The sequence below is a fragment of the Arcticibacter tournemirensis genome (assembly GCF_006716645.1).
Taxonomy (GTDB): Bacteria; Bacteroidota; Bacteroidia; order Sphingobacteriales; family Sphingobacteriaceae; genus Arcticibacter; species Arcticibacter tournemirensis.
Window position 1 is genome coordinate 5,154,459 of the sequence record NZ_VFPL01000001.1, and the last position, 13,848, is coordinate 5,168,306.

Genomic DNA, 13,848 nt, shown 5'->3' on the forward strand with positions numbered 1-13,848 from the left:
ACTGGTTTAAGCTTCACGCCTAAACCAGTTAATTATTCATTTTCAATTATCAATTGTCCACTGTCCACTGTCAATTGTCAATTGTCCATTGTCAACTACCCAAGCATTCCCTGCTTTACAAGGTATTCAGCAATCTGAACGGCATTCGTAGCAGCACCCTTACGCAGGTTATCGGCAACCACCCATAAGTTAAGGGTATTCGGTTGCGACTCATCCCGGCGGATACGGCCTACTAAAACTTCATCCTTCTCATGAGCGTCCATTGGCATCGGATATTTCAGGTTTGCCGGATCGTCAACTACGATCAGCCCTTCCTGCTGTTCAAGTAAGCTTCTCACCTCTGCGAGGTCAAAATCGTTCTCAAACTCAATGTTTACCGCTTCAGAGTGCCCGCCCATTACAGGGATACGAACGGTTGTAGCCGTAACGTTGATAGACTCGTCTCCCATGATCTTCTTGGTTTCAAGGATCATTTTCATTTCCTCTTTCGTATATCCGTTATCGAGGAACACATCAATGTGAGGTATTACGTTCAGATCAATCGGATAGGCATAGGCCATCGGCCCTTCTACTCCGTTACGCTCATTCATCAGCTGATCAACGGCTTTCTTACCAGTACCGGTAACCGACTGGTAAGTAGAAACAACTACTCTTTTTATCTTATATTTATCATGAAGCGGCTTCAAAGCCACTACCATCTGTATAGTAGAACAATTCGGATTTGCAATAATTTTATCCTCTGTTGTTAGTACATTTGCATTAACCTCAGGAACAACCAGCTTTTTAGTGGGATCCATGCGCCACGCTGACGAGTTATCGATCACTACAGTACCGGCTTCTGCAAAACGCGGAGCCTGCTCAAGAGAAGTACCTCCCCCTGCCGAGAACAATGCCACATCAGGTTTCATTGCAATTGCATCATCCACTGTTACTACCTTGTACTTCTTACCCTTAAATTCTACTTCTTTACCAGCACTTTTTGCTGATGCCACGGGAATTAACTCAGTAACCGGGAAATTGCGCTCTGCTAAAACTTTTAACATCACCGAACCTACAAGGCCCGTAGCGCCTACAACTGCGACTTTCATTTTTAATTGTGTATAAATATGTTACTTAATTTTTGAATCTGGCAAATATGAAAAAATGTTTACTCTTTTTCGCCATTTTTTATACGAATTTTGCCTTTGCCCAGTTTCAGGATTCATTTAATGACGGCAACTTTACATCTTCACCCCTCTGGACTGGATCTGCTTCTTCATTCAGGGTTAACTCCTCTGCACAACTTCAAACTGCGAAGAGCGATTCGGCAGGGATAAAATATCTTTCAACAGAGAGTACATTATCCACCGATGTTTCCTGGGAATTTTATATACAACTGAACTTTGCGCCCTCAGCGTCAAACTTCGCCTGCATTTACCTTATCTCCGACAAGCAGGACCTGAACGATGAGCTGCAGGGTTATTATATCCAGATTGGAGAAAACGGATCAAAAGATTCATACGACCTATATAAAGCCAATGGCGATCAAGCTGAACTCCTGATTGACGGTCGCGACGGACGGGCAGGCGGCAGCAAGGTAATGGCCCATATCAGAGTCAATCGCACAAAAGATGGCAAGTGGACCCTCCTTTCCAAAAATGCGGGCGAAAGCAGCTATTCAGTAGAAGGTGAGGCTAAAGATCCCAGGCCGATATTCACAACCAAGTGGTTTGGGGTGCAGTGTATATACACGAAATCAAGGTCCGATCAGTTTATTTTCGACGACTTTGTAATAGGCCCGATAAAAGATGACGGTACGCCGCCTGATAATCCGGGCCCCAATAATCCGGGAAGTGGCGATATAGAACCCGGCAATATCCTGGTCAACGAAGTGCTCTTTAATCCCAGGGCAGAGGGTGTAGATTTTGTCGAGGTGTACAATAACTCCGGGAAGGTTCTCGACCTCGCTAATTTATCGATAGCAACGGTAAAAAAGGACAGTTTAACAAGCGTCAAAGCGGTTAGCCCGACGGCCTATCCTTTTAGTCCCGGTAGCTATCTGGTCCTCACTACTGATCCTGATAACATCAGAAAAGAGTATTTCACAGAAAACCCTGATGCTTTTTTAAAGATGACTTCCATGCCTGCCTTTAACAATGATGCCGGTACAGTGGTATTGCTAGCCGACTCTATCCGAATTGATCAGTTTGACTATAATGAAAAAATGCATTTCCCGTTGATAAAAAATCCCGATGGCGTCTCCCTCGAAAGAGTGAGCTTTAACCGCCCTGCAAATGAAGCTGGTAATTTCCGCTCTGCAGCCGGCGTTGTCGGATATGCTACCCCGGGATATAAAAACTCGCAGTTTGCAGAAGCAATTCCCTTTGAAGAGGAGATTTTTCTCAATTCAAAAACATTCTCCCCGGATAATGACGGATTTGAAGATGCGTTGATGATCAATTATAAATTTCCTCAGGCCGGTAAAGTAGCAAACATCACCGTTTACAATGAGAAGGGAGTGCTTATAAAACGCCTGGCAAAAAACATGAGTCTGGCAACTGAAGGAGTAATATCATGGGACGGCTTGAATGAAGATAGCATAAAGCCCCCTGTTGGAATCTATATATTGTACATTGAGCTGTTCGATACGAATGGCAGCGTAAAGAGATATCGCAGACCTTGCGTACTTGCAGCAAAGCTGTAACTCAATTACCTTTTTCAGAAACTATACCATCTGCAGATTGTTAGGATTTTATCTATCAAACTATAAAACAACTACATCTGCTATGGAAACATTAAGTAAAACCGCATTGATCACCGGAGGATCCGGCGGAATCGGATTAGAGCTGGCAAAGCTATTTGCAAAGGACAAGTACAATTTAATTCTGGTTGCAAGGGACGAAGTCAAGCTCATGAGTGCCGCCACTGAGCTTATGGCTCAATACAATATTCAGGTTGTCACCCTCGCCAGGGATTTGTTTAAACGCGAGAGCCCTTTTGAGATCTACGATGAGCTTAAATCAAAAGGGGTGACAGTAAATGTGCTTGTAAATAATGCAGGACAGGGAGAATACGGTGAGTTCTCCGAAACCGACATCAACCGCGAGTTCGACATCATTCAGCTGAATATAGGGGCATACATCAGCATGACCAAGCTGTTTCTTCAGGATATGCTCATCAGGAACGAAGGTAAAATATTAAATGTCGGTTCAATCGCAGGCGAAATGCCGGGTCCATGGCAGTCGGTCTACCACGGAACAAAAGCGTTTGTTAATTCATGGTCTGAGGCGATAAGGAACGAGCTAAAAGACACAAACATCAGTGTCACTGTGCTGCTACCCGGCGCTACAGAAACAGACTTCTTCAACAAAGCAAGTATGCAGGATTCCAAAATCCTGGAAACAGGTTTATCCAGCCCTGCGGAAGTAGCTAAAGACGGCTACGAAGCGCTAATGTCGGGTGACGACAAGATCATATCCGGATTCAAAAACAAAGCGATGGTTGCTATGGGTAATGTAACTCCTGATAGCATGGCTGCTGAAAACATGAGAAAGCAGCAGGAACCTTCAGATAAAGGTTAACCGGCAATTTAAATAAAGCTCCGGCCGCACCGGAGTTTTATTTAATCGGCAATCTTATGGTAATAAACGTACGAAACCATCAGAATTGCAAAGACAAAAAGAGGAAAGAGAGTCTGACCACCGAAACCGTCCACTGCCCAGTGGCTGACACATGCAGAAATCATCGTGATACTCAGACCTGCATAAGCCCATTCCTTAATATTCCCCTTCATAAATGACAGAATTAAAACAAGAGAACCTGCCACTTTGAAAACCGTGAGCATGACCCTGAAATAGTCCGGATACCCCAGATGCCTGATACCCTCAACGGCCAGATCAGTATGGGATGTTAAGGCAGGCATCACTCCTTCAAATAGAAATATTATCCCCGTTGTTGTCCAGTAAATAATTTTAGCTGTTTTAATCGTCGCCATGATTAATAAATTTAATTTACATTCAAAATAAGCGGTTTTGCTTTACTTTAAGCGGGTGTTATTATGACAACTTGAAGGGCTGATTACGACATTACATCAAAATTTGTACTATCGATTGTTTCACATCCTCCCTACTCTTCGTATTATACCAGACTGATGGGTAAATAACGATAAGTATTATGCGCAAAGCTTTTTTAAGTATAATCCTGCCATGCCTCTTTTTCATCTCATGTTCAAAAGAAAGGCAGGAAGTTCCTGTAGTTCCTGAATCCCTAAAAACGATAATGGAGACATCCGACTGTGTTTGCGATGGATATATCAATTTATATACATGGAAGAATCAATCGGTATACGTGCTAGGTTATAAAGGCCCTGCATGCGACTGGCGCCCCGTTTATTTCGACCAGAATGGAGAAGAAATTGAGATGGAGAAGGCATATAGTTATACAGATTTTCTGCAGGAGAGTAAGTTGATTAAAAACATCTGGTCTTGTAAGTAGTGTAAAGTTATACGTAATAAGCCGCAAGTTCCAAGCAAAAACGACTGATAGTCTTTATTTTACGAGAAAACAATAAGTGGTTTAACCAATAACATGACACTAGAACCATTATTGCTATTTGCGGGTTCTCGCAAACGCAAAGAAAAAGAAAACAGCTGTTGTAAAAACCAGAAAGCTCAGAGTTATCAGCAGTGAATCGTAGACATCCCATACCCTGATATGGCTCGTTTTCTCGACCGCATCAATTACATCAGGCTTAACAGAACGTTTGCTTAATTCCACCAGATTCTGAGACTCTTTAAACAGCAACAATGCTTCATCTCTGCGGTTTTTCTCTAATGCAAGCATCTGATACCTGTTGCCCGAAGCGAGACTGGCAAAACGGGCGGAAGTCTCAGCATTTCCCAGCTTCGAGTGAACAGACGCAAATGCCGACCTGATATCTGCCAGGGCGCTGATATTTCCTGTATTTCTCGCAAGTCGCTCTGCTTCTTTAAAGTCCTTCAGCGCCAGGTCGTAGTCCGTTATAGCGACCTTTACTTTCCCCAGGTAAAGGAGAGAGCTAATAATCCCCTTGCTGTTATTCAATTTCCGGGCCTGCATATTCTCCTGGATGAAAAACCATTTCGCCTCAGAGAACCGTTTCTGCTCCCGGTATGTATGCCCCAGGCTTCTGAAGCATTTAATCCGGCCGGTGGCATTGCCAGCACCCCTGTAGAGGGGCAAGGCTCTTTTGAGGATCAGTGACTCTGCTTGCCGGTAATTTCCTAAAGCGCGGTTAATATCAGCCATGAGTACGTAGGCCGACGCCGAACTATCTTTTATTCCTGCTTTACTGTAAAGCCTTGCAGCAGAGGCGGCATGCTTTAGAGCCGCCGAATAATCATCGTTCTTTTTGAGAATGTAGGCAAGATGAATGGATGATCCGGCCGCATGTTTTATATCCTTCAGCTGATCCTGAATAGATAATGCCTCTTTATAAAGTCGTACAGATTCTCTCCAAATCCCGTTCCTTTCGTAAAAAGCAGCAATTTGGGAGTAGGTTTGCGCCTGCCCCGGGGAATTGTTTGTTTTTAAATTTGAAGAATGACGCTTTAACAGCTCTGTTAGTACAGAAACAGCACTACCTGACACCGGGCCTTCTGCATAAGTATAACCAGTGCCGATAATACTCAGCGCAATAAACAGCCCTATAAAAATCCTGGTTTTAGACAACAAGTGTAACTCCCTATAAATATGCAATATACGATATTAAAAGATTTAAGTTACGCTTATTTCAAAACCATAAAATACACTATTGAGCTATGCCAGGGCTCATTTAAATACTTCTGCAAACAGTTGGAAAGAACGCATTCTAGCTTCATGACTGAAGATGTGCGAAGTAGCCATGACTTCGTCAACACCTGTTTTGTTTACAAAATCCTGCAGGTCCTTTTTTAACTTCTTCGTCCCTCCAATGAAGGCATAGCCAAGCATTTGATTTACGGCCTCCTCTTCATAAATATTCCAGATGCCGTCCATGCTATCCACAGGGGGCTGCAGCAACTGCCGCTTACCGGATATCACGCCAATAAAGAACTGTTGTAAAGAGGTAAACAGCCGCATGGCCTCATCATCTGTATCAGCAGCTACGACGTTAACGCAAGCCATCACATAAGGCTCCTTCAGATGCGCTGAAGGCCTGAAGTTTCGCCGGTAAAGGTCTATCGCGGATAAAAATTGCGTAGGAGCAAAATGACTGGCAAAGGCGTATGGAAGACCCATAGCGGCCGCCAGCCTTGCACTATCCGTACTGGACCCTAATATCCATATAGGAATATCAAGCCCTTCGCCAGGGATAGCACGGACACTGCCTGTAGAATTGTCCTCCGAGAAAAAGAGCTGAAGCTTTTCAACATCCTGCGGGAAATGATGCTGCGCATAAAAATCTTCACCCCTGATCTCCTTTGCTGTAAGCTGATCAGAACCGGGAGCACGCCCTAAGCCCAGGTCAATTCTATCAGGATAGAGAGAAGCAAGAGTTCCAAATTGTTCTGCAACTATCAAAGGAGCATGATTAGGGAGCATAATCCCTCCAGATCCAACACGGATAGAAGAAGTTCCGGCGGCGATGAATCCTATCAGAACAGAAGTGGCCGAGCTAGCCACATTGATCATATTGTGATGTTCTGCAAACCAATAACGCTTATAGCCCAGCTGTTCGGCAAGTCTTGCTATTTCCAGGCTGTTACGAAAAGTATCTGCAGGAGTGCGGCCCTCTGCTATTGTAGCCAGATCAAGTACAGAATAAGAAATATCAGTTAATCGCTTTGAATCCATTTAGTAGTTTTTTTCGGCACGAACGACGGTAGATGACATTCGTCAGTTTCAAAATTAAAGCAAATCAAGCACCTCTTACAATGATCGGCAGATAAATGACTTTCAGTTCACAAGTCCCCTCCCTGTGGTGCTCTGCTATCAAAGATTTGAATTGCTTCTCACCGTACGAAAACGTGCAATGAATATTCATAAACGCACAACACCAGATGACAGAAAAAGCACAAGTATTTGATAATCAACAAATGGCACTTACGGCATTTGTTTGGCCTTTCTCTTTAAAGAAGCACAACAATTTAATAAAGAAACAATGCTCAAATTAATTTACCGCTCAATATCCTGCATTCGCCGAATAGTTCCTGCCGATAGCCTAAATAGCATTGGCCGGCCTCCATTCTGCGGCTACTTTTGAATCGTCAAACAAAACATAAACAAACAAAACTCTCACTAAAATTAATTACAATCATGAAAACTCTCAAATCTCTCGCTGCTGCTCTGCTCATTATTCTTACAGTAAGTGCCTTTGCTACTGATGAAACTAAAAACAAGAAACTTTTAATGGAGAATGCTGTCAACAGCTACATCGATGCACTGAGCTATGGTAAGATTAAAGGCCTCTCCTCCGTTATTGACCAGGAAGCTAAATTTACGATAAGCTATGGGGAAACAATCCGCACCTATGGTAAAAGCGAAATGCTCGAAAGCCTTAGAGCACAGGAAAACATTGTTCAGAATTGCAAATCCGACTATACGATGATTGAGTCAAGCCCGGCCCAGGCTATCGTAAAGGTTGTAATGAAATACGATACGTTCTCAAAAACTCACTTCTTAACCCTTTCCAATACCAGCAAGGGATGGAAGATCACCAACGTCTCCTCTTCCTTTAATTAATGATTAAATAAACAAGCAGAAAGGTCCGCTCGCCGGGCCTTTTTTGTTTTTATCTCAGGTATACTATCTTCCTAACAAGGTGATTGTTCATATCGGCACAAGATACTGTGCGATAGCGGACACCGACATCCCTCCAAAAAGAGCAACACTTTATCTGTCAGACAATTATATTGATGGCATGTATTCTGTAGGTAACGAGTTATAAAATTGTCAAGTTACAAAACTTGTCATCACAGACTTATGATCAGAAACTATTTCATAGCAGCATGGCGCAACCTGTTAAAGAACAAAGCGTTCTCATTTATAAATATTGCCGGGTTAGCCATTGGTATGGCGAGCGCCATACTCATTTTTTTATGGATTCAGAATCAACTAAGTCACGACCGCTTTCACGAAAAAACAGATCGCATTTATGTTGCAAATAACCGGGATAGAAATCCTGAGGGTGAACTGTGGGCATGGCAATGGACGCCCAAAATCCTTGGTCCGACCCTAAAAAATACCTATCCTGAAGTTGAGGATTTTGCAAGAGCAAATGAGTGTTCATTCTACTTGACTCTAGGAGACAAGCAATTGCAGTCCGACGGCCTTTTTACAGATCCTGGCTTTTTGAATATCTTTAGTTTTCCACTGAAGGAAGGTAATATCAATGAAGCGCTGAACAGTAACAACAAGATTGTGCTTACCGAAAAGCTTGCAAAGAAATTCTTTGGTGAAAGCAATCCCGTAGGAAAGGTTGTAAGGATAGACAGTACCGACAATATGATTGTCAGCGGAGTACTAAAGGACCTGCCCAACAACACCTTATTTCGCTTTGAATATATCCTCCCCTGGTCTTATATGAAAAAACTTGACTGGGATGACAGCAATTGGGGGAACAATTCTGTGAGGACGTTCATTCTTTTGAAAGCAGGTTCAAGTCAGCAGGCCTTTGATAACAAGATTAAAAACATCACGATTAACCATACTTCAAACAATAATTATAAAGCGACCACTGAAGTATTTACTCAACCCTTAGCTGACTCATGGTTATATTCCGAATCGGTAAATGGGCAGTATACCAGGGGACGAATCGAAAGCGTCCGCTTGTTTATCGTAATTGCCTTTTTCATCCTGCTAATAGCCTGTATTAATTTCATGAACCTTAGTACGGCGCGCAGCGAAAAAAGGGCAAAAGAAGTGGGAATCAGAAAAGTGGCAGGCGCTCAAAGATTCACATTGATTGTTCAGTTTATCTGTGAGAGTGTCCTCCTGGCGATGGTCTCGGGGGGTATTGCCATTCTTCTGGTACAATTGAGCCTACCTTTTTTCAATCAGCTCGTCGGAATAGAACTTTTCCTCAATTACCCAAACTTCTTTTTTTGGTTATCCTTTATACTTTTTATTCTCTTTACCGGCGTTCTTGCTGGAAGTTACCCTGCATTTTTTCTTTCATCATTCAGGCCGGTAAAGGTTCTGAAAGGTTCTTTCAGAACGGTACAATCGGCAATCAGCCCACGGAAAATACTTGTAGTCCTGCAGTTCACTTTCGCCATAACACTGATCATCAGCACAATTATAGTAAAACACCAAATAAACTATGCTCTTTCACGCAACCCAGGTTATTCAAAAGATCGACTCGTGTTTTGCTCGCTTCAGGGCGACATTAGTAAGAATTATGATCTGATCAGGAACGAACTACTAAGTACCGGCGCCGCAGTTTCTGTCACCAAAACGATGAGTCCTATTACCCAACGGTACAGTGACGGGTGGGGATTTGAGTGGCCGGGAAGTACAGAAAAGGACAAAAAAGTTGACTTTATCAGAATGTCAGCGGATGCCGGCTTCACTAAAACAATGAACATTACATTGCTCCAGGGGCGCGACATAGACATTTTCAGCTATCCAACAGACTCTAACGCTGTAGTTCTCAATGAAGCAGCCGTTAAAATCATGCGTCTTAACGACCCGGTAGGGCAAGTTATCAAAGAGGGCGATATGCGCTGGCATATTATAGGAGTGATCAAGGATTTCGTTTTTGAATCACCTTATGCCTCTATTAAGCCGCTGCTTTTGCTCGGTCCCAAATCGTGGTTCAATGTTATCCATTACAAATTATCCCCCAACCGTTCGACGTCCGAAAGTTTAAAGTTAGCTGAAAGCGTCTTCAAAAAGTACAATCCCAATTATCCGTTTCAATATAATTTCACAGACGACTCTTATGCGCTGAAATTTAAGGAAGAACAGCGCACGAGTACCCTTGCAACTCTATTCTCAGCACTTACCATCTTCATTTCCTGCCTTGGACTGTTTGGACTTGCTACTTACATGGCCGAAAACCGTATCAAGGAAATTGGCATACGGAAAGTTCTGGGAGCAAGCGTTTACAGTATCACCTCATTGCTTTCGCTAGACTTCCTTAAGCTTGTTGTTCTTTCGTTTCTCATCGCGTCTCCTGTGGCCTGGTACGCGATGAGCAGCTGGCTCAAGAATTATGAATACCGCATCCAGGTTGAGTGGTGGGTATTTGCTGCAGCCTGTCTGTTTGCCGTGACCATTGCAATACTTACTATTGGGTTCCAGTCTGTCAAAGCAGCCCGGGCAAACCCGGTAAAAAATCTACGGACAGAATAGGATAATTTTTCAGATTGTACCTGGCATGAAATGCGTATAAAAAAAATAAATACGTATATTTGTTTATATGAAATCAAAAGTAAATCTTACTATTGACAATAGCCTGCTTGAAAGTGTAAAGGCATACGCATCAGGTAAAAAGACGAGTGTTTCGGCACTGGTCGAGAATTACTTTAGAAATATTACACGTCCTGGGAAGCAGAAGAGCATCATTGAAATGGTAGAAGAGCTTCCTGAACCTGCAATAACAGTCTCAGAAGACATTAAAGAGAGCTATTACAAAGAGAAATCATTTAAACATGGCTTCTAAAGTCTTTCTTGACGCTAACATTATTCTCGATTTCACTTTAAAGCGTCCGCACTACAACGTTGCAAAAGAGATAATCCATCTTGTTGTGACTGGCAGGATTAATGCGTTTGTTACGCCTTCAATCATACAAATCTGTGGATATTGGTTAACTAAAGCGTATGGATATGCAAAAGCGAAAGAACTGTTGCTTGCCCTGCTGAATGACATCACATGTATTGATCTCCCGCACGATAAAGTTGTAAACGCTCTGCATTCATCTATTAAAGACATGGAAGATGCAATTCAATATTATTGCGCTCTCCACCATAAAATTGATTACTTCATAAGCAGGGATAAAGATTTACACAAGCAAGGGATCCCAGCCTTACCTGTTTATAGCCCGGAGGATTTTTTGCAGGATTTTCTGTAATTAACAATTTTACCGCCCGATATCCGTCATTCACCGAATGGTACCTGCAAGTGGCCTAATCAGGGTTGTACGGCCTCATTTGTAGAGCTACTTTTGAATCAACAAACAAAATCATTGCAACTCAAAAAAACAATTACAACCATGAAAACTCTCAAAAACATCGCCGCCGCTCTGTTATTCGTTCTTTCTGTAAGTGCTTTTGCCGCCGAACAAACGCAAAGCAACAAATCGCAGATAGACGCTGCTGTAACAACCTACATCGATGCACTGAATTACGGCAAAATAAAAGGCCTTTCTGCTGTACTTGATCAGGATCTTAAATTCACCGTCAGCCAGGGGCAAACTATTTTGAACTATAACAAGACGCAAATGATCGAAAGCCTTAAGGCGCAGGAAAACATAGTTCAAAACTGTAAGACAGATTACACAATGATTGAATCGAACCCAGGACAGGCAATTGCCAAGGTTACGATGAAGTATGATGGCTTTTCAAAAGTAAATTTTGTTACCCTCTCAAATACCAGTAAAGGCTGGAAGATCACCAACATCTCCTCTTCTTATAATTAATGATTAAATAAAAACAAAGGAAAAGGTCCGGCGAGCCGGACTTTTTCCTTTGTTTACTGCGTTCATCATCATATAGATTGCAACCGAACCACATGCTGTATAGAAAGCCAGCCATTCTGCACATGCGTCATACCCTCTCCCGGCTGGCTTCGGCGCAGCTATGAGATTTCTTCTAGAGTTCTTCTAAAAAAACCAATACCCAGACCGAAGCCAAGTCATAGCCAGACAGAACCTGAGAAGCAGCCAGTACGAACGTTGTCAGGAGAAGGTGGTCATTGTGTCTTGTCCTTGTCTATTGTTTCTGCTCCGTGAACCGGAGGTGATCACTTCAGACCGGCAAACGGACTCCCGCTACCAATTTTAAGCCAGTACCAATTTGAGACCAGATATGTTACTAGTTCTCTGCAAACAGCTTGATCGTATAATCAAGTAATGATGTATTTCCATACTGTCCATGTCCCGGAACCACATATTTCGCATCGGGGAAACTGCTTTTCACCTTTCGAACCGTGTTGGGCCATGCCTCTACATCTGCGTCTGCCAGATTCCCCTTCCCGGCACCCAGTTCTTTGATCAGGCAGCCGCCAAATAACACCTTCTCCGAAGGTATATAGCTAACTATATTATCTCTGGTATGCCCTCCTCCGTAATACCGGTTTACTACTTTCCCTTTACCGACGTTGAGAACCAGCTCTTTGTTAAAACCGTGCTGGGGGACTTCAGGTTTAGCATTTGTATCTTGTTGTGCGTACCGCCGGGTGAGGTTGCCGGAATAAGATGCAGCACCATTGTCATGAAACGTTTTCAGTCCGCCAAGACAGTCTTCATGAAAATGATTCACCACCACGGCCTTTAGTTTTGCGTGGAGGTCCTGCCTGATCCAGTTGATCAGAACAAGAGACAGCGAATCGTTCACCGGCGTATCAAAAACAACAGCTTCCCCATCACGGCAATAGATCAGTCCGTTACAATATACCTTACCCCACTGCGCTGTTTGAAAATAGGTTTTATGAACAAAAGTGTTAGACGAAAGCTTTTCTATCACGAGATTTTCTGAGTGAAATACCTCCTGACAGTTAACCGTTCTGGCTCCAGCAACCAGCAATAAAAGGATCACCAATCTATTTTTCATGCTATTTCCATTAATTGTCCATAAGTATTTCAGACCCTCCAAATCTACGATACAATGATTAAAACTATTGGCTTTTTCCATTTGTAAAATGTAAATTCCGCTCATAAAAAACAACCGATGATTAGCAACCATGAAATAGACTACCGCATTTTCGGAGAAGAAATGCAGTATGTAGAAGTAGAACTCGATCCAAATGAAACCGCTGTGGCCGAACCAGGTTCATTTATGATGATGGACGACGGCATACAAATGCAGACCATCTTTGGCGATGGAAGTCAGCAGTCGGGCGGCTTACTGGGAAAATTATTCAGCGCCGGCAAACGCCTGCTTACCGGAGAAAACCTGTTCATGACTGCTTTCACAAATGCAGGATATGGTAAAAAGAAAGTAAGTTTCGCTTCGCCGTATCCGGGCAAGATCATACCTGTTGACTTGCAGCTTCTGGGAGGCCGGGTAATCTGCCAGAAGGATGCCTTTTTGTGTGCAGCAAAAGGCGTAAGCGTCGGCATAGAGTTCCAGCGCCGGCTTGGTACAGGTCTGTTTGGCGGCGAGGGTTTCATTATGCAAAAGCTGGAAGGCGACGGCATGGCGTTTATGCATGCCGGAGGCCACGTGCTTGAAAAGCAGCTCATGCCAGGCGAACTACTAAAAGTTGACACCGGATGTCTTGTTGGTTTTACTTATGGTGTCGACTATAACATTGAGTTTGTTGGCGGCATCCGTAATACCATATTTGGAGGAGAAGGTGTTTTCTTTGCTACATTACGAGGCCCTGGGAAAGTGTGGATCCAAACGCTTCCGGTTAGTCGCCTGGCTGCGCGTATTTTACAATATGGCACCGTACAACGCAAAGAAGAAGGCAGTATTCTGGGCGGCCTCGGCAATCTTCTTGATGGCGATGGAAGGTAAAAAAAAAGCCCCGTCACGATGAGCGTGAGCAGGGCACCTAAACCTTATCGATATTATTAACTTAAAAAACGTGCCAATAGTATAATTCCAGACAAAATTTCAGCTATTCTGCATGCAAACGCCCATTTTCCCTTAATATTTGTTTAGATCTCAATCGCTCCATACGTTCATTACCGAGACAATTGATGACAGCCTTCCCCGCTATACTATTTTCTTCCCCATAATTAC

Annotated in this window: 14 protein-coding genes; 9 read left to right on the plus strand and 5 right to left on the minus strand. The window is 43.1% G+C overall.

What is annotated here, in order from left to right; all coding sequences use genetic code 11:
• Nucleotides 1-95 precede the first annotated feature (95 nt).
• Complete coding sequence (locus BDE36_RS21570) at nucleotides 96-1,088, minus strand: aspartate-semialdehyde dehydrogenase (protein WP_128770395.1); 993 nt, start codon at nucleotides 1,086-1,088, stop codon at nucleotides 96-98.
• 47 nt (nucleotides 1,089-1,135) lie between these two features.
• Here BDE36_RS21570 and BDE36_RS21575 point away from each other — a divergent pair, with 47 nt between their 5' ends.
• Nucleotides 1,136-2,683 (plus strand): lamin tail domain-containing protein, encoded by a 1,548-nt coding sequence (locus BDE36_RS21575; RefSeq protein WP_141816433.1) that lies wholly within the window; start codon nucleotides 1,136-1,138, stop codon nucleotides 2,681-2,683.
• A gap of 82 nt (nucleotides 2,684-2,765) precedes the next feature.
• Nucleotides 2,766-3,560, plus strand: coding sequence for an SDR family NAD(P)-dependent oxidoreductase (locus BDE36_RS21580; protein WP_141816434.1), 795 nt, complete (start codon nucleotides 2,766-2,768; stop codon nucleotides 3,558-3,560).
• A gap of 41 nt (nucleotides 3,561-3,601) precedes the next feature.
• On the opposite strand, the gene BDE36_RS21585 is transcribed toward BDE36_RS21580, so the two are convergent.
• Nucleotides 3,602-3,973 (minus strand): DoxX family protein, encoded by a 372-nt coding sequence (locus tag BDE36_RS21585; protein ID WP_235904405.1) that lies wholly within the window; start codon nucleotides 3,971-3,973, stop codon nucleotides 3,602-3,604.
• Nucleotides 3,974-4,152: 179 nt separating this feature from the next.
• Between BDE36_RS21585 and BDE36_RS21590 the strand changes: the two genes are divergently transcribed.
• The gene (locus BDE36_RS21590; RefSeq protein ID WP_141816435.1) at nucleotides 4,153-4,473 is read left to right on the plus strand and encodes a hypothetical protein; all 321 of its coding nucleotides are present in this window, start codon (nucleotides 4,153-4,155) and stop codon (nucleotides 4,471-4,473) included.
• Nucleotides 4,474-4,587: 114 nt separating this feature from the next.
• On the opposite strand, the gene BDE36_RS21595 is transcribed toward BDE36_RS21590, so the two are convergent.
• On the minus strand, nucleotides 4,588-5,715 hold the full coding sequence (locus BDE36_RS21595) for a tetratricopeptide repeat protein (RefSeq protein ID WP_161987753.1): 1,128 nt from the start codon (nucleotides 5,713-5,715) through the stop codon (nucleotides 4,588-4,590).
• 72 nt (nucleotides 5,716-5,787) lie between these two features.
• Nucleotides 5,788-6,792 (minus strand): LLM class flavin-dependent oxidoreductase, encoded by a 1,005-nt coding sequence (locus BDE36_RS21600; protein WP_141816437.1) that lies wholly within the window; start codon nucleotides 6,790-6,792, stop codon nucleotides 5,788-5,790.
• A gap of 462 nt (nucleotides 6,793-7,254) precedes the next feature.
• Between BDE36_RS21600 and BDE36_RS21605 the strand changes: the two genes are divergently transcribed.
• From BDE36_RS21605 to BDE36_RS21625, 5 genes are all read left to right on the plus strand, one after another.
• Nucleotides 7,255-7,680, plus strand: a complete 426-nt coding sequence (locus BDE36_RS21605) for a nuclear transport factor 2 family protein (RefSeq protein WP_141816438.1) — start codon at nucleotides 7,255-7,257, stop codon at nucleotides 7,678-7,680.
• A 240-nt stretch (nucleotides 7,681-7,920) separates the two neighbouring features.
• Nucleotides 7,921-10,293, plus strand: coding sequence for an ABC transporter permease (locus BDE36_RS21610; protein ID WP_141816439.1), 2,373 nt, complete (start codon nucleotides 7,921-7,923; stop codon nucleotides 10,291-10,293).
• Between the two features lie 67 nt (nucleotides 10,294-10,360).
• Nucleotides 10,361-10,603, plus strand: a complete 243-nt coding sequence (locus BDE36_RS21615) for a DUF6364 family protein (RefSeq protein ID WP_128770386.1) — start codon at nucleotides 10,361-10,363, stop codon at nucleotides 10,601-10,603.
• Nucleotides 10,593-11,012 (plus strand): type II toxin-antitoxin system VapC family toxin, encoded by a 420-nt coding sequence (locus BDE36_RS21620; protein ID WP_128770385.1) that lies wholly within the window; start codon nucleotides 10,593-10,595, stop codon nucleotides 11,010-11,012. The genes BDE36_RS21615 and BDE36_RS21620 overlap by 11 nt, the downstream gene beginning before the upstream one ends.
• A gap of 141 nt (nucleotides 11,013-11,153) precedes the next feature.
• A complete protein-coding gene (locus BDE36_RS21625) occupies nucleotides 11,154-11,579 on the plus strand; it encodes a nuclear transport factor 2 family protein (protein ID WP_235904407.1) in 426 nt (141 codons plus the stop codon).
• 394 nt (nucleotides 11,580-11,973) lie between these two features.
• On the opposite strand, the gene bla is transcribed toward BDE36_RS21625, so the two are convergent.
• Nucleotides 11,974-12,711 carry a subclass B1 metallo-beta-lactamase gene (bla, locus tag BDE36_RS21630; RefSeq protein WP_141816440.1) on the minus strand — a complete coding sequence of 246 codons (738 nt, stop codon included), beginning with the start codon at nucleotides 12,709-12,711 and terminating at the stop codon, nucleotides 11,974-11,976.
• Between the two features lie 117 nt (nucleotides 12,712-12,828).
• Here bla and BDE36_RS21635 point away from each other — a divergent pair, with 117 nt between their 5' ends.
• Entirely contained in the window at nucleotides 12,829-13,620 is a 792-nt protein-coding gene (locus tag BDE36_RS21635; RefSeq protein WP_141816441.1) for a TIGR00266 family protein, read from the plus strand.
• The last annotated feature ends 228 nt before the right edge of the window (nucleotides 13,621-13,848 follow it).